Origin of the sequence: Curtobacterium flaccumfaciens (assembly GCF_051548005.1) — a bacterium.
Classification (GTDB): domain Bacteria; phylum Actinomycetota; class Actinomycetes; order Actinomycetales; family Microbacteriaceae; genus Curtobacterium.
Genome location: NZ_JBPUGH010000001.1, coordinates 1 through 18,662, shown reverse-complemented (window position 1 = coordinate 18,662; position 18,662 = coordinate 1). Strand labels below are relative to the sequence as shown.

At 67.9% G+C, this 18,662-nt stretch carries 19 protein-coding genes; 8 read left to right on the top strand and 11 right to left on the bottom strand.

From position 1 onward, the window contains the following. Positions 1-104 precede the first annotated feature (104 nt). The 5 genes from ACSW7Y_RS00095 to dnaA form a co-directional block, all read right to left on the bottom strand. The gene (locus ACSW7Y_RS00095) at positions 105-605 is read right to left on the bottom strand and encodes a DUF721 domain-containing protein (RefSeq protein WP_438124333.1); all 501 of its coding nucleotides are present in this window, start codon (positions 603-605) and stop codon (positions 105-107) included. Beyond that, positions 605-1,810, bottom strand: coding sequence for a DNA replication/repair protein RecF (recF, locus tag ACSW7Y_RS00090; RefSeq protein ID WP_438124332.1), 1,206 nt, complete (start codon positions 1,808-1,810; stop codon positions 605-607). The genes ACSW7Y_RS00095 and recF overlap by 1 nt, the downstream gene beginning before the upstream one ends. Positions 1,811-1,843: 33 nt before the next feature. Further along, a complete protein-coding gene (gene gnd / locus ACSW7Y_RS00085) occupies positions 1,844-2,731 on the bottom strand; it encodes a phosphogluconate dehydrogenase (NAD(+)-dependent, decarboxylating) (RefSeq protein ID WP_305738370.1) in 888 nt (295 codons plus the stop codon). Positions 2,732-2,801: 70 nt separating this feature from the next. Continuing rightward, positions 2,802-3,947, bottom strand: a complete 1,146-nt coding sequence (gene dnaN, locus ACSW7Y_RS00080; RefSeq protein ID WP_438124331.1) for a DNA polymerase III subunit beta — start codon at positions 3,945-3,947, stop codon at positions 2,802-2,804. 530 nt (positions 3,948-4,477) lie between these two features. Beyond that, positions 4,478-5,944 (bottom strand): chromosomal replication initiator protein DnaA, encoded by a 1,467-nt coding sequence (dnaA, locus tag ACSW7Y_RS00075; protein ID WP_438124330.1) that lies wholly within the window; start codon positions 5,942-5,944, stop codon positions 4,478-4,480. 515 nt (positions 5,945-6,459) lie between these two features. Between dnaA and rpmH the strand changes: the two genes are divergently transcribed. The 8 genes from rpmH (at position 6,460) to ACSW7Y_RS00035 (ending at position 11,413) form a co-directional block, all read left to right on the top strand. Next, on the top strand, positions 6,460-6,597 hold the full coding sequence (gene rpmH, locus ACSW7Y_RS00070; protein WP_019181680.1) for a 50S ribosomal protein L34: 138 nt from the start codon (positions 6,460-6,462) through the stop codon (positions 6,595-6,597). 61 nt (positions 6,598-6,658) lie between these two features. Beyond that, positions 6,659-7,009, top strand: a complete 351-nt coding sequence (gene rnpA / locus ACSW7Y_RS00065) for a ribonuclease P protein component (RefSeq protein WP_438124329.1) — start codon at positions 6,659-6,661, stop codon at positions 7,007-7,009. Then, a complete protein-coding gene (gene yidD, locus ACSW7Y_RS00060; RefSeq protein WP_438124328.1) occupies positions 7,006-7,395 on the top strand; it encodes a membrane protein insertion efficiency factor YidD in 390 nt (129 codons plus the stop codon). The genes rnpA and yidD overlap by 4 nt, the downstream gene beginning before the upstream one ends. Before the next feature lie 8 nt (positions 7,396-7,403). Continuing rightward, positions 7,404-8,372, top strand: coding sequence for a membrane protein insertase YidC (yidC, locus tag ACSW7Y_RS00055; protein ID WP_438124399.1), 969 nt, complete (start codon positions 7,404-7,406; stop codon positions 8,370-8,372). Then, the gene (locus tag ACSW7Y_RS00050; protein ID WP_438124327.1) at positions 8,373-8,855 is read left to right on the top strand and encodes a protein jag; all 483 of its coding nucleotides are present in this window, start codon (positions 8,373-8,375) and stop codon (positions 8,853-8,855) included. It begins immediately after the preceding gene. Further along, on the top strand, positions 8,852-9,496 hold the full coding sequence (rsmG, locus tag ACSW7Y_RS00045; RefSeq protein WP_438124326.1) for a 16S rRNA (guanine(527)-N(7))-methyltransferase RsmG: 645 nt from the start codon (positions 8,852-8,854) through the stop codon (positions 9,494-9,496). Before ACSW7Y_RS00050 ends, rsmG begins: the two co-directional genes overlap by 4 nt. Positions 9,497-9,554: 58 nt before the next feature. After that, positions 9,555-10,448, top strand: a complete 894-nt coding sequence (locus ACSW7Y_RS00040) for a ParA family protein (RefSeq protein ID WP_438124325.1) — start codon at positions 9,555-9,557, stop codon at positions 10,446-10,448. Beyond that, positions 10,448-11,413 carry a ParB/RepB/Spo0J family partition protein gene (locus ACSW7Y_RS00035; protein ID WP_438124324.1) on the top strand — a complete coding sequence of 322 codons (966 nt, stop codon included), beginning with the start codon at positions 10,448-10,450 and terminating at the stop codon, positions 11,411-11,413. Before ACSW7Y_RS00040 ends, ACSW7Y_RS00035 begins: the two co-directional genes overlap by 1 nt. Before the next feature lie 864 nt (positions 11,414-12,277). On the opposite strand, the gene ACSW7Y_RS00030 is transcribed toward ACSW7Y_RS00035, so the two are convergent. From ACSW7Y_RS00030 to murJ, 6 genes are all read right to left on the bottom strand, one after another. Then, positions 12,278-12,844 carry a YdcF family protein gene (locus ACSW7Y_RS00030; protein ID WP_438124323.1) on the bottom strand — a complete coding sequence of 189 codons (567 nt, stop codon included), beginning with the start codon at positions 12,842-12,844 and terminating at the stop codon, positions 12,278-12,280. A 58-nt stretch (positions 12,845-12,902) separates the two neighbouring features. Then, on the bottom strand, positions 12,903-13,865 hold the full coding sequence (locus ACSW7Y_RS00025) for a D-alanine--D-alanine ligase family protein (RefSeq protein ID WP_438124322.1): 963 nt from the start codon (positions 13,863-13,865) through the stop codon (positions 12,903-12,905). 40 nt (positions 13,866-13,905) lie between these two features. Further along, complete coding sequence (locus tag ACSW7Y_RS00020; RefSeq protein WP_438124321.1) at positions 13,906-15,210, bottom strand: PLP-dependent aminotransferase family protein; 1,305 nt, start codon at positions 15,208-15,210, stop codon at positions 13,906-13,908. A gap of 196 nt (positions 15,211-15,406) precedes the next feature. Then, positions 15,407-15,733 carry a thioredoxin gene (trxA, locus tag ACSW7Y_RS00015; RefSeq protein WP_022832611.1) on the bottom strand — a complete coding sequence of 109 codons (327 nt, stop codon included), beginning with the start codon at positions 15,731-15,733 and terminating at the stop codon, positions 15,407-15,409. 83 nt (positions 15,734-15,816) lie between these two features. Beyond that, positions 15,817-16,815, bottom strand: coding sequence for a thioredoxin-disulfide reductase (gene trxB, locus ACSW7Y_RS00010; protein WP_438124320.1), 999 nt, complete (start codon positions 16,813-16,815; stop codon positions 15,817-15,819). Positions 16,816-16,953: 138 nt separating this feature from the next. After that, positions 16,954-18,662 (bottom strand): murein biosynthesis integral membrane protein MurJ (gene murJ / locus ACSW7Y_RS00005; RefSeq protein ID WP_438124319.1); only part of this gene is annotated, 1,709 nt, incomplete at its 5' end.

Here is an 18,662-nt window from a genome sequence, read left to right as displayed (position 1 = left end):
CACCCGCACACTGCACTGCCCAGTCTACCGCGTCGGGCGTTCGTTCGAGGCGGAATCCGGGCGCTGACGGGCCTTTTTTCGACCGACAGGATGAAATTGTCGGCTCAACCGTAGGTGTCGCGAGGACCGCGCCCCTGGACCGTTCTGGGACCGCGTTTCCAGGTGGGGGCGTCGGGCCCGGAAACCCGGATCGACTCGACCCCTGCCTGCGGGTGCCGTTCCGCGATGGTCGTGGTGATGGTCGACCGCATGAGCCGGAGCTGTGTCGCCCAGGCCGTCGAGTCGCACCGGATGACCAGCGCACCGTCGTCGATCGTCACCGGGCGGGAGTGTTTCGCGAGCTCCTCGCCGACGACGCCGGGCCAGTCCACGAACAGTTCGGAGCGCGCGAGCGGTTCGACCCAACCGAGCTCGTCCGCGAGGGACCCGACGACGTCGCCGAGACCCTTCGGCTCACGGCCGCGGCCGTACGGTACCGAGTCGGCGTCGACCTCGCGTGCTCGGCGACGGCGAGCGTCGACGGTCCGGAGCGACGGGTCGCCGAACACCGCCTTGAGGTGCCGGTAGAACCGGGAGGGTTCGGTCGGCTTCCACGGCCTCGGCATCAGGACGCCGCGTCCGCGCTGGAGGGGGCGGCGGCGTCGGGAGCATCGACGATCGTCCCCGCCTCGATGTGCACCGTGTGCGCCGCCAGCTGCTCGGGCACGTCCCCGAACACGGCCGCCGTGATGAGCACCTGCTCGTAGTCCGCCACCGCGTTCGCCAGGCGTTCACGCCGTGACTCGTCGAGTTCGGCGAACACGTCGTCGAGGATGATGATCGGGTCGCCGAGGGTCGACTCCGCCCGGAGCACCGCGGCGCTCGCGAGCTGGACGGCCAGCGCGAACGACCACGACTCCCCGTGGCTGGCGTACCCGCGCGCCGGTAACCCGTTGAGCTGGAAGAGCACGTCGTCCCGGTGCGGACCGACGAGGGTCAGCCCACGGTCGAGTTCGTCGCGACGACGGCGTTCGAGTGCGCTCCGGAACGCCTCGGCCGCAGCGGGGACACTCACCGGCTCGTCCGGCGTCCCGAGCACCGGATCGGTGGCTGCCGCGTCCTCGGGGTCGCCGCCGCGGACGCTGAGGACGCCCGTGATGGTCGCCTCGTGGCGTTCGCCGGCCACCGTGGCGTAGGCCTCGGTCACGAAGGGTGCGAGCCGACGGGTGAGGTGATCGCGGGCGGCGATGATCTCGGCGCCGAACTGGACGAGCCGGTCGTCCCAGACGTCGAGCGTCGACAGAGCGCCTGCCTTCGACCCGGTGGCACGCGCCGACTTGAGCAGGGTGTTGCGCTGCCGGAGCGTCCGGTCGTAGTCGGCGAGGACACCCTGCATGCGCGGGGCGATCTGACCGAGGAGCTCGTCGAGCATCCTGCGGCGTCCGGCCGGTTCCCCGCGGACGAGCGCGAGGTCCTCCGGAGCGAAGAGCACGCTCGTGCAGTAGCGCGGCAGCTCACGGGGCTTGATGGCCGCGCGGTTCACCTGGGCCCGGTTCGACCCCGAGCGGTTGATCTGCACCTCGGCGAGGATGCTGCGGTCCTCGTGCGCGAGCCGCGCGCGGACGATCGCCGCGTCGCAGCCCTGGCGGACCAGCGCCGCGTCGGTCGGGACCCGGTGCGAGCCGAGCGTCGACAGGTACCCGATCGCCTCGACGAGGTTGGTCTTGCCCTGTCCGTTCCGGCCCACGAACAGGTTCGGCCCGCGTGCGAGGTCGACCTCCGCCTCCCGGTAGTTCCGGAAGTCGGTGAGTTGCAGGTGGTCGACGTGCACGCGGGCCGAGACGAGCTCAGGTGGTTACCCGAGCTACGCCTTCTTGACGGCGTGGCCGCCGAACTGGTTGCGGAGCGCCGCGACGGCCTTCATCGTCGGGGACTCGCTGCCCTGACGCGAGACGAAGCGGGCGAACATCGCGGCCGAGAGCGCGGGCATCGGCACCGCCAGCTCGATCGCCTCTTCGAGGGTCCAGCGACCCTCGCCCGAGTCGTCGACGTAGCCCTCGAGCTCGTCGAGCTTCGGGTCCTCGTTGATCGCGAGCACGAGCAGGTCGAGCAGCCAGGAGCGCACGACGGTGCCGCGCTGCCAACCGGCGAACACGGCGGGGACGTCGTGGATGATGTCCTTGGCCTCGAGGAGCTCGTAGCCCTCGCCGTACGCCTGCATGATCGCGTACTCGATGCCGTTGTGGACCATCTTCGCGTAGTGGCCAGCGCCGACGCCGCCGGCGTGCGAGAAGCCCTCTTCGCGCGGGCCCTCCGGGCGCAGTGCGTCGAAGACGGGCATGGCGAACTCGACGTCCTCGGGGGCGCCGCCCACCATCAGGCCGTAGCCGTTGTCCTTGCCCCAGACGCCGCCGGAGACGCCGGCGTCCATGTAGCGGATGCCCTTGGCGTCGAGCTGCTTGGCGTGCACCTCGTCGTCGAGCCACTTCGAGTTGCCGCCGTCGATGACGAGGTCACCCGGGCTCAGGACCTCGGCGAGGTCGGTGATCACGTCGTCGGTGATCTTGCCGTGCGGGACCATGACCCACACGAGCTTCTTGCCCTCGGGGAGCGCGGCGGCGAGGGCGCCGAGGTCCGCGACGTCCGAGACGGCGGGGTTCGCGTCGTAGCCGGTGACCTCGATGCCTGCGTTGCGGAGACGGGCACGCATGTTGTTGCCCATGCGACCGAGGCCGACAAGACCGATGTGCATGATTTCCTCTTCTGTTCGTCGTCGCGCTGATGCAGGGGTGGCGCGTCAGCGCAGTGTTCGGCTGTTGCGCTTACCGCAGCAGGAGATTGGGCTGCAGCAGGTACCGGTATCCGTCCGTGGCAGGTGCGTCCTGCGAAGTCTGGCCGGTGAGGAGCACCGGGCCGGGCTTGTTCGGGTTCTCCGTCTTGGTGAAGGAGATGCGGACGAACTCGGAGTGCACCGCGTTCAACCCGTCCAGGAGGAAGGCGGGCTTCAGCGAGACCACCGTTTCCTCTCCGGTCAGCAACGCACTGATCGACTCTGACGCCTGCGCTTGTTCGGACCCGATCGCCTCGAGCGTGAGCCCGTCGACCGAGAAGGAGAACCGGAGCGCTGCTTCGCGCTCCAGGACGAGGGAGACCCGTCGGACCGCCTCGACGAGCTCCGCGGTGTTGATCACCGCGTGGTCGTCGACGGTCTCGGGGAAGAGCCGGCGGACCGGCGGGTAGTTGCCCTTGATGAGCAACGAGGTCACGGTCTTGTCGTCGGCGTGGAACGCGATGAGCTCGCGGTCCGAGGTGCCGCTGATCGACACCGACACGGTGGACGCCGAGCCGAACGTGCGGCCGACCTCCTGCAGGGTGCGCGCCGGGACGAGCGCGTGCAGCGGGTCGGAGCCGACACGGCCGGAGTCCCACGCGATCGTCCGGACGGCGACACGGTACCGGTCGGTCGCGATGAGCGACAGGTCGTTGTCGCCCACCTCGAGCTGCACGCCCGTGATGACCGGCGTGACGTCGTCGCGGCTCGCGGCGACGGCGACCTGCGAGACGGCTTCGGAGAAGGCGTCGCCCGGGATGACGCCGGTCTGCGGTCCGATCTCCGGGAGGGTGGGGTACTCCTCGACCGGCATGGACAGCAGGGTGAAGTGCGCCGAACCGCAGGTCACCGAGATCTTGGTGTCCTCGGTGGTGAACGTGACCGGCGCGTTCGGGAGTCGGCTCGCGATGTCGTTGAGCAGACGGCCTGAGACGAGGACCGTGCCCGGTTCGTCGATCTGCGCGGTGATCGACGTCTGCGCCGAGACCTCGTAGTCGAACGAGGAGAGCGTCAGGCGATCGCCCTCGGCGTGGATCAGCACGCCGGAGAGGATCGGGAGGGTCGTGCGCTGTGGGAGGAGTTTCACCGCGAAGGAGACGGCTTCGGAGAAGACGTCCCGGTTGACCTCGAACTTCACAGCTGGGACCCCTGTCGATCGTTTGGACTGTCCGGCCGCCCCATTGTGGCACAGCGGAGCGGGCGCCGGATTCTTGTCATCCCGCCGTCCACAAGGTTGTCCCGCGGAGATTCATCGTTAACCAGGATCAATGGTGTTAACGCCTGTGCACAGTGTGGATAACTCTGTGCATCCCGCTTGTCCACAGGGAACTACACAGGTGTGAGTTGTGAGTCGTGTGTTGACGAGGTCTGGATGAGGGAACGTCATCTATCCACTTCCATCCCCAGTCTCCACAGGTGGGGGTAGATCTGTGAACAACGGGCCCGCGTGTCATCCACAGTTATCCACAGGCTTTCCACACTGTGGGAATCTCGCCGCCTGGAACCGTCTCAGATGGTGGACATGCACGCATTCACACTGGTCGGAGGGCGTGTCGCGTGCATCCGACATGTCGCTGGCGCGACGAAGAGACGGACGGGAGGCGCGGTGCCAGTCCGCACCGCGCCTCCCGTCCGTCCCTCGGTCGCGTCGCGACGCGGCTCGCTCGATCAGCGGTAGCGGCGGTCCTGCTTGATGCGGCTCGTCAGTTCGGTGACCTGGTTGTAGATCGACCGACGCTCCTTCATGAGCTCCGTGATCTTCTTGTTCGCGTACATGACCGTCGTGTGGTCGCGGTTGCCGAACAGCTGCCCGATCTTGGGCAGGGACAGGCTCGTCATCTCGCGGCAGAGGTACATGGCGATCTGCCGAGCGGTCGCGATCGCCTGGGAGCGCGAGGACCCGTAGAGGTCGTCGACGGAGAGCTTGAAGTACTCCGCGGTGTGGTTGATGATGTCCGTCGGCGCGATCACGTTGTCGTCGTCGAGCGTGATGAGGTCCTTGAGGACCGTCTGCACGAGCGCCATGTCGACGGCCGTGCGGTTGAGGCTCGCGAACGCGGTCACCCGGATGAGCGTCCCTTCGAGCTCCCGGATGTTGCTCGAGACCTTCGACGCCATGAACTCGAGGATGTCGTCTGGCACCTGCAGGTGGTCGGACTGCGCCTTCTTGCGGAGGATCGCGATGCGCGTCTCGAGGTCGGGAGCCTGCACGTCGGTGATGAGGCCCCACTCGAAGCGCGAGCGCATCCGGTCCTCGAAGCCGGTGAGGTGCTTCGGGGCGACGTCCGACGTGATCACGACCTGCTTGTTGTGGTCGTGCAGCGTGTTGAACGTGTGGAAGAAGGCCTCCTGCGTGGAGTCCTTGCCCTGGAGGAACTGGATGTCGTCGATCAGCAGGATGTCGATGTCGCGGTACCGCTGCTGGAACTGGTTCGAGCGGTTGTTCGCGATCGAGTTGATGAAGTCGTTGGTGAACTCCTCGCTCGACACGTACCGGACCCGGATGCCCGGGTAGAGACTCTCGGCGTAGTGGCCGATCGCGTGCAGGAGGTGGGTCTTGCCGAGGCCGGAGTCGCCGTAGATGAAGAGCGGGTTGTAGGCCTTGGCCGGTGCCTCGGCGACCGCGACGGCAGCGGCGTGCGCGAAGCGGTTCGAGGAGCCGATGACGAAGTTGTCGAAGTTGTACTTCGGGTTGAGCCGCGACTCGGGGCGTCCGCCGGTGCCCGGGGAGTCGATCTGGCTCGGGACGAAGGGCGCCTCGATGTACTGGCGGGGTGCGGCGCTCTGCTCGACGGTCGCCTGGGACGGCTCGGCGTAGTCGGGGACGTGCGTCGGGGTCGTGACGTCCACGCGGGGCTCCGACGCCATGTCCGGGTTCACGGTGATCGCGAAGTTGGCGACGGCGTCGTCGCCGATCCGGGCGATCGCCTCGGTGATCGGGATGCGGATGCGCTGCTCGAGCATGCCGCGGGTGAGGTCGTTCGGCACCTCGAGGTAGAGCGTGCCGGCGAGCACGCCCTTCGGCTCGACCAGGTTGAGGAAGCCGTGCAGCTGCGGGGTGATGCGGTCGTCCTCGGCGAGGAGTCCGAGCACCGACGACCAGAGGTCCTCGACGGGGTCGGCCGGCATCGTCATGTCGCGCTCGTCTCCAGGTTCGTTCGTGCTCGTGTGCGTGTCGGGTCATCGTCGCGGTGGCGACTGCACGCCGCAGGGCCCCCGTACCGCCCGGTCGCGGACGGCGTCGGCGGCTTCGTCGGCACCGGTGGCGGACACTGCGCCGAACCGTACGGTCCACAGGGTTGTCCACAGCCTTGTCCACGACCGCCCGACCGAGCTCCGAAGGGGTACTCCCCTGTCGTACCGGGCCGAGGGCGGATCGATCACACCACTGTACGGGACCACAGCGCGTCGTACCGAACCGAAGTTTTCCCCAGTGTGGACAATGGTCGTGCGCGCCGCGATCCGGCCGTCGTTTGACCTGTCCGCTGCTGTCACGTACCGTTAACCAGTTGACTGCGGCCAGCTGGTCGCGCCCGTTACGCGTCGTTCGGTGCTCCGAGCGGCAACACACATACATACGTGACGGCTCACACGGACACTCGCGCGGTGCACTCTCGCGTGGTGGTCGGTGCAGCCGCGTGGAGATCATCATGAGCAAGCGCACCTTCCAGCCGAACAACCGCCGCCGCGCCAAGAAGCACGGCTTCCGCGCCCGCATGCGCACCCGTGCCGGCCGCGCCATCCTCGCCGCGCGCCGTTCCAAGGGCCGCACCGAGCTCAGCGCCTGAACAGGCATCGCCTGATCGGCCGCCGATCGGTCCGCTCGCGGATCGGTCGGCGGTAGCGAGCATGCTGGCCCGCGCCAACCGCATCGTCCGTGGTGACGACTACCGGTCCGTCGTGCGCCGTGGACGCAAGAGCGCCACGGCGCACGTCGTCGTATCCGTGGTCCGTCACCCGAGCGGCTCGCTCGGACCGACGCGCTTCGGGTTCATCGTCGCGAAGACGGTCGGCAACGCGGTCACCCGCAACCTCGTCCGTCGGCGCCTGAAGGCGATCGCGCACGAACTGCTCGCGGACGTGCCGACGGGGCACGACGTGGTGATCCGCGCACTGCCAGCCGCCGCGCAGGCCGGATGGCCTACCCTGCTCGGAGACGTTTCGCGCTCGTTCGCGCGCGGAGTGGAGAAGGCAGCATGAACCGCAGTCGGCTGACCCGGGTCGCTTGGGTCGTCGCGTTGCTCCCGCGCAACGCGTGCGTCGTCGTGCTCCGCGCCTACCGAGCGGTCATCTCCCCGCTCTACGGGAACGTCTGCCGCTACCATCCGTCGTGCTCCCGGTACGCGCTCGAGGCCATCCAGCAGTACGGGGTCGTCCGAGGCACGGCCATGGGAGCGTGGCGGATCGCCCGCTGCAACCCCTGGGCAGCCGGAGGCATCGACGACGTCAGGGAACGTCGCCGTCCCTACACCGTGAACCGCTTCGGCTTCGTCACCGGCCCTGCCGACGGACCCACCACCAGCCCGCAGCCCCAGCAGCCTGCGATCACCCCGCTGCTGCTTCCCCAGCGAACGCGAAAGGCGTGACCGCCCCCATGGACTTCGGATTCATCGGAACCATCCTCTGGCCGCTCAAGTGGGTGGTCTCCGCCATCCTCGTCGGCTTCCACTGGGTGTTCGAGAGCCTCGGGATGGACCCCGGCGCGGGCATCACGTGGGTGCTGTCGATCATCTTCCTGACCTTCGTGGTCCGTGCCGCGCTGATCCCGATCTTCGTGCGCCAGATCAAGTCGCAGCGTCGCATGCTCGAGGTCGCGCCGCAACTCAAGAAGATCCAGGACAAGTACAAGGGCAAGAAGGACCAGTTCTCGCGCGAGGCGATGAGCCGCGAGACCATGGCGCTCTACAAGGAGACCGGGACGAACCCGTTGAGCTCCTGCCTGCCGCTGCTCATCCAGATGCCGATCTTCTTCTCGCTCTACTCGGTGCTGCACGAGGCGCAGATCAACAAGACCGGCATCGGCCTGTTGACGAACGACCTGGCGGCCAGCTTCGGCAACGCGTCGCTCTTCGGCGCCCCGCTGCACGAGACCTTCACGAACGCCTCGGGCTGGGAAGTCCGGGCCATCGCCGGCTTCATGATCGTGGTGATGACGGCCTCGCAGTTCATCACGCAGCTGCAGCTCGTCGCGAAGAACATGTCCCCGGAGACCAAGGAGTCTCCGATGTACCGCCAGCAGAAGATGATGCTGTACATCCTCCCGCTGGTCTTCGTCATCTCCGGTCTGTCGTTCCCCCTCGGCGTCATGTTCTACTGGCTCGCCTCGAACGTCTGGACGATGGCGCAGCAGTACTTCGTCATCCGGAGCATGCCCACGCCGGGCTCCGAGGCCGCCCTCGCCCGTGAGGCCCGGCTCGCGAAGAAGGCCCAGCGCCGCGGCACCCCGGTGCTCGCCGAGGCGGGTGCCGGTGCGACGGCCGTCGAGGTCGAGCCCGTGCGGGTCACGACGCAGCGTCAGCAGCCGGTCGGCAAGAACCGGTCGAAGAAGAACGGGAAGAAGTAAGTGACGGACGACACCACCACCGCCGAGGCCACCGAGGTCGACCGCGACGAAGCGGACATCGCGGCGGACTACATCGAGGAACTGCTCGACATCTGCGACCTCGACGGCGATCTCGAGATCGAGGAGCGGGGCGGTCGGGTGTACCTCTCCGTCACGGATGACGGTGACTCCCTCCGAGTGCTGTCGAAGCCGGAGACGGTGACTGCCCTCCAGGAACTCACGCGCATCGCGGTGCAGGCGGAGACGGGCGAGTTCAGCCGTCTGATCCTCGACGTCGCCGGCTCGCGCGACACCCGCGCATCTGAGCTGCAGCGCCTCGTCGACACCGCCATCGAGCGGATCGAGGCCGGGTCGTCCACGGCCGCACTCCCCCCGATGTCGTCGTACGAGCGCAAGCTGGTGCACGACCTCGTCGCCGAGAAGGGCTTCCGCTCGGAGTCCGAGGGTGAAGGCCGCGACCGGCACACCGTCGTCACCCGATGACCGAAGCTCCCAGTCCGGAACTCGAGGTCGAACCGGCCGCTGCAGCGACCCTCTTCGGTGACCGTCTGGATCTCGCTCGGTCGTTCACCGACGAACTGGCGCGGCGCGGCGAGGAGTTGGGCCTGATCGGCCCGCTCGAGCTGCCCCGGTTGTGGACTCGACACATCCTCAATTCCGCTCTGCTGGCACCCCTCCTGGAGGCGCGGGGCCGCGTTGCCGACGTCGGTTCCGGCGCGGGGCTGCCCGGGCTGGTTCTCGCGATCGCACGCTCGGACGTCCAGTTCACACTGATCGAGCCGATGGAGCGGCGGTGCGACTGGCTGACCGCCGAGGTCGACCGCCTCGGTCTCGACAACGTGACGGTCGTCCGGGCCCGTGCAGAGGACGTTGCAGACGACATCGTCGTTGACCAGGTGACCGCGCGCGCGGTCTCCGCGTTGTCGAAGCTCATTCCCCTGACGGTGCCGCTCGTGCGCTCGGGTGGGCAGCTCATCCTCATGAAGGGTGCGCGGGTCGACGATGAGATCGAGAAGGCTCGCAAGGTCATCCTCCGGAAGCGTCTGAGTGACGTCGAGGTCCTCGAGCTCGGAGACGGTGTGGTCGAGGAGACCACCCGTGTGTTCCGGGCTACAGTTGATTGACGTCGGCAGCAGCGCTCCGCGTTCCACGTGAAACACGAACCGGGGAAGAGGGCACTCGTTGAGTTCATCCACCGACTACGACGCTTCGACGCCGCTTGCACGTGAGATTGCTGACCTGAACCGTCGGCGCCGTGCGATCGCGACGCAGCAGTTCCCTCTGCCTGACAAGACGCGCATCCTGACGGTGTCGAACCAGAAAGGTGGCGTCGGCAAGACGACGACGACGGTCAACCTCGCCGCCGCGCTGGCCCACGGCGGCGCGCGCGTACTTGTGATCGATCTCGACCCGCAAGGCAATGCATCGACCGCGCTCGGTGTCGACCACCAGGCCGAGGTCGCGAGCATCTACGACGTCATCGTCGACGAGGCACCGATCGCCGAAACCGTGCAGCGCTCCCCCGAGTCAGAATCGCTCTGGTGCGTCCCGGCGACCATCCACCTCGCCGGCGCTGAGATCGAGCTCGTCTCGCTCGTCGCGCGCGAGCAGCGGCTGCGGACGGCGCTCGACCAGTACCTCGAGTCACTGGACGAGCCGTACCACTACGTCTTCATCGACTGCCCTCCGTCGCTGGGGCTCCTGACGATCAACGCGTTCGTCGCCGCGGAAGAGGTCCTGATCCCGATCCAGTGCGAGTACTACGCGCTGGAGGGCCTCAGCCAGCTCCTGCGGAACATCGAACTCATCGAGCGGCACCTCAACCCGAAGCTCCGTGTCTCGACGATCCTTCTCACCATGTACGACGGCCGGACGAACCTCGCGAACCAGGTCGCCGCTGACGTCCGGGAGCACTTCGGTGACCAGGTGCTGCAGTCGATGATCCCGAGGTCGGTGCGCGTCAGTGAGGCACCCAGCTACGGGCAGAGCGTCGTGGCGTACGACATCAACTCCCCCGGGTCGCTCTCCTACCTGGAGGCGGCTTCCGAGATCGCAGCACGAGGAGCGCAGCACTGATGGCACCGAAGCGAACCGGACTCGGCCGAGGCATCGGCGCACTCATCCCCACCGCCACCGAGCAGCAGAACCGTCCGGTCGACGTGTTCTTCCCGACGGGTGGCTCGCCGGCATCGGCGCCGACCGCTGAGGACCTCGTCGCCGTCCCCGGCGCGCGCCTGGCGAACCTGAACCCGCTGGACGTCGTGCCGAACGCCCAGCAACCGCGAAAGGAGTTCCGCGAAGAGGAGCTCCAGGAGCTCGTGCACTCGATCCGCGAGATCGGCGTGCTCCAGCCGATCGTCGTACGCCCCATCGCGGGTGCTTCGGGTACGGATCCGCAGTACGAGCTCATCATGGGCGAGCGCCGTCTGCGCGCGACGAAGGAGCTGGGCCTCAGCACGATCCCGGCGATCGTCAAGGAAACCCCCGATGACGCGATGCTCCGCGATGCTCTGCTCGAGAATCTGCACCGGGCGCAGCTCAACCCGCTCGAAGAGGCCTCGGCGTACCAGCAGCTCCTCGCTGACTTCGGGATCACCCAGGAGCAGCTCGCCCAGAAGATCGGCCGATCGCGGCCGCAGATCACCAACACGATCCGACTGTTGCGTCTCCCCTCCCCCGTGCAGCGTCGCGTTGCAGCAGGCGTGCTGTCGGCCGGACACGCACGTGCCATCCTCGCTGCGCCTGACGCTGAGGCGATGGAGTACCTTGCCGAGAAGATCGTCAACGAGGACCTCTCCGTCCGCACGGCCGAGGCGCTCGCTCAGCAACTCGCTGCCGGGAAGCCGACCAAGCCGAAGCAGCAGGTGACCAAGCGGCAGGCGCACTTCGATGACCTCGCGGAGCGCCTGGGCGACCGGTTGAACACCCGTGTGAAGATCGCGGTCGGCGCGCGGAAGAGTTCGGTGACGATCGACTTCGCCAACGGCGACGACCTGAACCGTATCCTGGGCGAGCTCGGTATCCGCGACATCACCGAGTGATCCGTTGGTCGTGGCGTCACGGCGGTGACCGACACCCGGTCATCGCGGCGCGAACCCCGGCAGTCGGACTGAACCCGATCGTTTGCTTGGTAGTGGGCTGGTGGGCGGCACGTCAGTGAACCACGCAGCTGGGGACTGAGGTCGGTGTGGCGTCTCCGTGCTTGCCGGTTGGGTGTCTGTCCACTCTGACGGTGGCGGCACCGTCGGGCCCGCGGCCTGTGAGGTCCTGGTCGTGACGCCAGGCGCGGTGTGGGGCGGGTCCTGCCGTCGACTCACGGCACAGTGCGGATCAACTCAGCGATGTGGGGGTGTTTGCCGAGCGATGTGAGTGCGGTTGAGCCGAGCGGTGCGGGCGTGGTCGAGCCGAGCGATGCGGCTGCCGTTGCCAGGAGCGGTGAAGCCCGGATTGCGAGTGTGCGGTCTGCCGCGTTGGCGGTACCAAGCTCCGATGATGGTGAAACGCCGGTCACCGCAGGTAGACGACGCTCGGAGACTTCCCCGAGCGCCTCTCGCCTCCCCGAGCCGCCCTGACCGCGTGGTGCCTGGCGGGCATTCACTGGAGTGAAGCCCTCGGGCTTAGGGGCAGGGCGCTGATTGTTGTCTGCGTCGTGTGAGCCGCTCTGGGAGGTGTTCTGGGCGTAGCCGGGTCTCGGGACCGTCCTCCACTGAAAGCGCCTCAGAGGCACGTTGGGGGCGTCGCAGCGAGGCGCTGTGCCCTGCGCCCTCTCTTGGACTCGACTACAACGAGCACAGCGTGCTTTGGGTCCGCCTTACGTGATCGGGACCGAGTTTCACGTGGAACAACGTGTGCTCGTTCTGAGCCTGCGATCGCTCTGGGCGACCATGGACGAGTGTCCGTGCGTTTCACGTGGAACGTCGCGGTCGCGCGAGCTTCCACAGCCCCACCGCCGCGAAGATCGGCTTCACCGGGAGCATCTCGCCCCAGCGGTGATCTCGGCCCGGGATGAGATGGTCCGCGAGCGCTGGATGCTGCCGACGGAGGTACGCACGCGCCTTCTCGGCGTGGATGCTGTTCGAAGCAAACACGATCCAAGCCGCGTCGGCGAGGAGTGGTGCGACGTTCCGCACGTTCTCCCACGTGGATCGGCTCGCCGTCTCGGTGGTCATGGCGCCCGACCATCCGAGGTGTTCGCGGATGTACTGCGCGAGCAGTTCACCCTCGGGGATCGGCCCGTGAACCGCTCCGCCGCTGCAGATGATCCGAGCAGCCGGGCGACCTCGCGCGGTCCGGACTGCGATTCGCGCACGCCAACGATTGATCATGTTGATCCGGGGACTTTTGTTCGCAAAACCGAGTACGACGACGCTCCCCGGACTCGACGGGCTCGAGCGTTCGCGATCGCCGTGCCCGCGACGGGCGGCTCGAGCATGCAACCCATCTGCGGTGATGAGCACGGCGGCGATCGCCATGGTGCACACCAGGAGCGCTGCAGGTGTTCCACGTGGAACGGGCAGCTTCATCGCGTGGTCAGCGGGCGTCGTCGCGGATGGCCTGCTCAGCCAGCTCGGCGTACGTCCATCCCAGGTCGAAGCCCGATGCGGACAGTGCCTGCGGGACGAGGGAGGTCTCGGTGAGCCCCGGCAGCACGTTCGCTTCCAGGAACCAGGGTGTTCCCGCGCCGTCGATGATGAGGTCGACACGGGACAGGTGCCGCAGGGCGAGAGCCTCGTGCGCGGCGATCGCTGCTGCCGAGACCGATGCGGCCTGCTCGTCGGAGAGTCGAGCGGGCGTGTAGAAGGTCGTCTCGCCTGCGTTGTACCGTGCTTCGAACCCGTACGTTCCGCTGCGGGGGACGATCTCGACCGCGGAGAGTGCGACCGGGCCGTCACCGGTGTCGATGATCCCGACCGCGACCTCGACACCGCGGATCAGTTGCTCCACCACCACGTCGTCGCAGTACGTGTAGGCAGTGACCATGGCGCGTGGCAGGTCGTTCACGTCGTCCACGAGGGTGACGCCCTGCGCGCTGCCGCCACGCGCTGGCTTCACGGCAAGCGGCACGGGGTGCTCGCCAGCGATCGCCTCGAGCACACCGACTGCCCCGAGCTCACGGAAGACGTCGTGCGAGAGCGTGATCGAGCGCGGAGTCCGGACTCCCGCGCGCGCGACGAGGGCAGATGCGGTGGGCTTGTCCCATGCCAACCGGGCCGAGGTGGACCGTGAGCCGACGAACGGGATGTCCAGAGCCTCCAGGATTCCTCGCAGGGCCCCGTCTTCTCCGGAAGCGCCGTGCAGAGCCGGCCACACGACGTCTGGGCGCGACTCGGCGAGCGTCGGCAGCAGCGAGGCGTCCGCATCCCGGAGGTCCACGTTCCAGCCGTAGCCGGTCAAGGAGTCGGCGACCCGTCGACCGGAGCGGAGGGAGACGTCACGCTCGTGCGAGATGCCTCCCGCGACGACGACGACGTGACGGTGTGCGGGCGCGGCCATGAGGATGGTCCTCCGTGCTGAGTACGAACGAAAGTGCTGATCAGGAGATGTTCGGCGGCGGAGCGGACACCGAGGAGGACTGCCGGACGACAGCGTTCGGCCGCGTGGCGGAGCCGAAGGTCTCGAGGAGTTCCAGCTCGTCGTTGACGACCGTTGCGAGACGCTTCACCCCGACTCGGATCTGCTCGGCGGTCGGGTAGCAGAAGGACAGCCGGATGTTCCCGCCGCCGCGACCGTCCGCGTAGAACGCGGTCCCCGGGGTGTAGGCCACGAGTTCCTTCACTGCGCGCGGCAGCATGCCCTTCGAGTCGAGGGTTTCGGGCAGGGTGAGCCACACGAAGAACCCGCCGTTCGGTCGGGTCCAGGTGAGGTCGGGCAGGAACTCCCCCAGCGCGGAGAGCATGGCGTCGCGGCGCTCGGCGTAGAGACCACGGAACGTGTCGATCTGGCCCTTCCAGTCGGCCGCGTCGAGGTAGGCGTTGACGACGTACTGCCCGAAGGAGTTCGGTGCGAGCACCGCCGACTCGTTGGCGAGGACGAGCTTCTCGCGGATCGCGTGCGGGGCCAGGGCCCAACCGACCCGGAAGCCCGGCGCAAGGGTCTTCGAGAACGAGCCGAGGTACACCACGCCCTCGTCGTCGATCGACCGGATCGCCTGCGGCGCCGGCTCGTCGAACCACAGGAGCCCGTACGGGTTGTCCTCCAGCACGAGGATGCCGTTCGAGCGGCAGATGTCGAGGACCTCGATCCGGCGCTCACGGCTCATCGTGACGCCGGCCGGGTTGTGGAAGTTCGGGATCGTGTAGAGGAACTTGATCCGCTTGCCCTGCGTCCGGAGGTTCGCGATCGCCTCGCGCAGGGCCTCCGGGACGAGGCCGTGCTCGTCAGTGGTCACGTGCACGGTCTCGGCCTGGTACGAGCGGAAGACACCGATCGCGCCGACGTACGAGGGTGACTCGGCGAGGACGACGTCGCCCGGGTCGATGAAGAGCCGCGTGACGAGGTCCAGCGCGTGCTGCGAGCCCGTGGTCACGACGACGTCGTCCGCGGACGCCCGGATGCCTTCGAGGCTCATGACGTCGACGATGTGCTCGCGGAGGGAACGCAGGCCCTGTCCGCCGCCGTACTGGAGCGCCATCGCGGCGTCCTCGGCCATCACACGGTCGATGGAGCCCGTCACGAGCTCACGGGGCAGGGCGGACACGTACGGCATGCCGCCGGCCAGGGAGACGACCTCTGGGCGCGATGCGACGGCGAACAGGGCTCGGACCTCGGAGGCGCTCAACCCGGCGGTGCGCTGGGCGTAGGAGTCGTACCAGGGGTCGAGGCTGGTGCCGTTCGTCATCGTGTGCTCCGTTCACTGAGGCATTCCCGCCACACTACGACATGTGCTGCGGAAACCCGGGGTCCGATCGGCCTCCCGTGGCCTGCAGCGTGAGAGAACGCACCACCGCACGCTCAGGTGTGCTGGTAGGACTCCGGGCGGCAGAACGCCCCGCCCCCGGATTGCGGGGACGGGGCGTTCGTGCGGAACGGGTCGACTACGCGAGGAACTCGGCGAGGTCGGCCTCGAGCGCAGGCTTCGGCTTGGCGCCGATGACGGTCTTGACGACCTCGCCGCCCTTGAACACCTTCATCGCCGGGATCGAGGTGATCTGGTAGTTCATCGCCGACTGCGGGTTGTCGTCGACGTTGAGCTTGACGATCTCGATCTTGTCGGCGTGCTCCGCGGCGATCTGGTCGAGGATCGGCGAGACCGCGCGACACGGACCGCACCACTCGGCCCAGAAGTCGACGAGGATCGTCTTGTCGGACTTCAGGACCTCGTCCGAGAAGGTGGCGTCGGTGACTGCCTTGGCGTTGGACATGTGTGCTCCTTCGTGGATCCCGGTCGCAGCCGAGGATTCGGTCGGTGGGTACAACGGCGTGGCCGCTGTGGCATTCCCCGGGATCAGGCCCGAGCGGCCTCGACGTCGACCGTGACCGGGGACTCCGGGGTCACGCCCACGGCGGGCTCGGTCAGGGCGTCGTCGAGCTCGGCGAGGTACTTCTCCGCGTCGAGTGCGGCGACCGTCCCCGAGCCGGCAGCGGTGATCGCCTGCCGGTAGGTGGGGTCGATGACGTCACCGGCGGCGAAGACACCCGGGAGGTTGGTCTTCGACGAGCGGCCCTGGACGGCGATGGTGCCCTCCGGGGCGATGTCGATCTGCCCGTGGATCAGGTGCGTCCGCGGGTCGTTGCCGATCGCGATGAACAGGCCGTCGAGCTCGAGCGACGAGGTCTCGCCCGTGACGGTGTCGCGCAGCTGCACGCCCGTGACGGAGGACTCACCGTCGATGCCGATGACCTCCTTGTTCCACGCGAACTCGATCTTCGGGTCGTTGTGGGCGCGGTCCTGCATGATCTTCGACGCGCGCAGGGAGTCCTTGCGGTGGATGACCGTCACCTTGTCGGCGAAGCGGGTGAGGAACGTCGCCTCTTCCATCGCGGAGTCACCGCCACCGACGACGGCGATGTTCTTCTGGCGGAAGAAGAAGCCGTCGCACGTGGCGCACCAGGAGACGCCGTGACCGGAGAGCCGCTCCTCGTCGGGGAGGCCGAGGTGACGGTAGGCCGAGCCGGTCGCGTAGATGACCGCGAGGGCCTCGTACGTCTCACCCGAGCCCACGGTGACCTTCTTCACCTGGCCGGTGAGGTCGACGGACACCGCGTCGTCGTACAGGACCTCGGCGCCGAACTTCTCGGCCTGCTCCTGCATCTTGATCATCAGGTCCGGGCCCTGGATGCCCTCGGGGAAGCCCGGGAAGTTCTCGACCTCGGTCGTCTTCGTGAGTTCGCCGCCCGTCTCGACGCTGGACGCGACGATCAGGGGTGCGAGCTCCGCGCGCGCGGCGTAGATGCCGGCGGTGAACCCGGCCGGACCGGAACCGATGATGATGAGCTGGCGCATGCCTCGCTGCCCTTCCGTTGAGTGCTGACCGGGTGAACACATGCTACCGGCGTGGCATTCCGCGGAACCCGTGCAGCGCGGGCAGCGGCCGACGGGCATGGCGAGGACGGAGCGCGCGGAGCCGGAGCCCGGTCGACGTCAGCGTCCGAGCCGGGAACGGACGATGTCGACCGCTCCGCGGATCTCCTGGTTCCGTGCGAGGGCCAGGACGCCGAAGTACACGAGGGACATCACGACGCCGGTCAGCAGGATCGTGAGGACCGCACCCGTGGCGTCCGACATCGCGAACCCGCTCGCGGAGAAGGCGCCGAAGAACCACACGACGACGAGACCGACGGCACCGGCGACGACGGCCGCCACGATGAACTGGACGTGGGACCGCGTGACGTTCGCGCCTTCCATGCCCCGCAGGCGGCGGGACACGAGCACGAGTGCGAGGACGGTCTGGGCGGAGCCCGCGAGCGTCGTGCACGCCGCGATCGAGAAGCCGACGGCGTGTCCCGGGAACGTCGACACCGCGAGGGCACCGATCACGAACAGCACCGACTGCACGCACTGCATGAGGAACGGCGTGCGGTGGTCGTGCAGGGCCCAGAACACCCGCTGGATCACGAACAGCATGCTGAACAGCACGAGGCCGGGCATGTACGCGAGGAGGACGGCGCCGATCGAGAGGGCGCCGTCGAAGGTGTTCGAGAAGATCCGTCCGAACGGCACCGAGACGACCATCAGGGCGACCGAGGCGAAGACCGTGAAGAGGCCGACGATCCTGAGGCTGAGCGACAGGTTCCTCCGGACGGCGGCGAGGTCGCCCCGCTCCGCGTCGTGGCTCATCCGGGTGAAGTAGGCGGTCGCGATCGAGACCGTGATGATCGAGTGCGGGAGCATGAACAGCAGCCAGGCGTTCTGCAGGACCGCGTTGCCGGCCGCCCCGGTACCGAGGGACGAGACCCGCGACTGCACGAGTCCGGCGAGCTGCGTGACGAGGATCATCGCGAAGAGCCACCCGGCTGCGGTCCCGGTGGCCTTGAGGCCGACGCCACGCCAGCGGAAGTCGGGCCGGAAGGTCAGACCGGCTCGGCGCCAGAAGAACGGCAGGAACGCCGCCTGTGCGACGACGCCGAAGGAAGCGCTCCCCGCGAGGACCGCGATCTTGGCGGGCGTCCAGTCGTCGAGTCCCGCGTTCACCGAGCGGTCCCCGAACAGCGCCATGAACAGGATGAGGCCACCCACGGCGATGACGTTGTTGATCAGCGGCGCCCAGGTGAACGGGCCGAAGACCTGCTTCGCGTTGAGGACCTCGCCGAGCAGGGAGTACAGCGCGTAGAAGAGGATCTGCGGCAGGCACCAGAACGCGAAGGCCACCGCGAGGTCGGTCTGCGCCGGGGTGAAGCCCTTCGATCCGTCCCCGGCCTGGATGCTGTACAGCCGGACGAGCAGCGGTGCGAGCGCGGTCGCGATGATGGTGATCACGACGAAGACCGAGGCACCGAGGGTGACGATCTTGTTGACGTAGGCCGTCCCGCCGTCGACGTGCTGCTGCATCGAGCGGACGATCTGCGGGATGAGCACGGCGGAGAGCAGACCGCCGGCGATGAGCGCGTAGATGTTGTTCGGCAGCTGGTTCGACACCGCGAAGGCGTCCGCTGCGACGGATCCCTGCTGGCCGATCGCGTAGGCGAGGATGATCGTCTTCGCGAAGCCCAGGACGCGCGACACCATCGTCCCGGCGGCGAGCATGGCGCGGGCCCTCCCGAGGCTGCGCTCGGCGACCGGCTCCGCGTCGACGAGGGGCTGGGGCTGGGTGGCGCTGATGAGGGGCTCCTCGGGTGCGTTCGGTTCGACGT